General features: G+C 68.3%; 1 protein-coding gene. It reads left to right on the forward strand.

Annotation, left to right across the window (positions count from 1 at the left end; all coding sequences use genetic code 11):
* Positions 1–517, forward strand: a 517-nt coding sequence (locus KHO33_RS41970; RefSeq protein WP_211629356.1) for a fimbria/pilus outer membrane usher protein, incomplete at both ends; no start/stop codon positions are given.

The following is a 517-nucleotide window of genomic DNA, read 5'->3' on the forward strand; positions in this document are numbered from 1 at the left end:
TGCGTGGGCCTCGCAGCTGACGATCGGTGAGGGCTACACCACCGGCGAACTGTTCACCTCGACGGCCTTCCGCGGGGTGCGTCTGGCCACCGACGACCGGATGCTGCCCGACTCGCTGCGCGGGTATGCGCCCACCGTGCGCGGTATCGCCACCAGCAATGCGAAGGTGACCATCAGCCAGAACGGCGTCACCATCTATCAGACGACGGTCGCGCCCGGCGCGTTCGAGATCAACGACCTGTATCCGACGGGTTATGGTGGCGATCTGAACGTGTCGGTCACCGAGGCCGATGGCAGCGTACACACCTTCTCGGTGCCGTACGCGGCCGTGCCGCTGTCGCTGCGCCCGGGGGTGAACCGCTACAGCCTCACGGCGGGTACGGTGCGCACGCCCGGCGTGTCCGGTAACCCGGCCTTTGCCCAGGGCACCTGGCAGCACGGCTTCACGAACCTGTTTACGGGCTACGCAGGGGTCAATGCGGCCCAGGGCTACGGTGCGGTCATGGCCGGCGGCGCC

Origin of the sequence: Paraburkholderia nemoris (assembly GCF_905221015.1) — a bacterium.
GTDB lineage: Bacteria > Pseudomonadota > Gammaproteobacteria > Burkholderiales > Burkholderiaceae > Paraburkholderia > Paraburkholderia nemoris.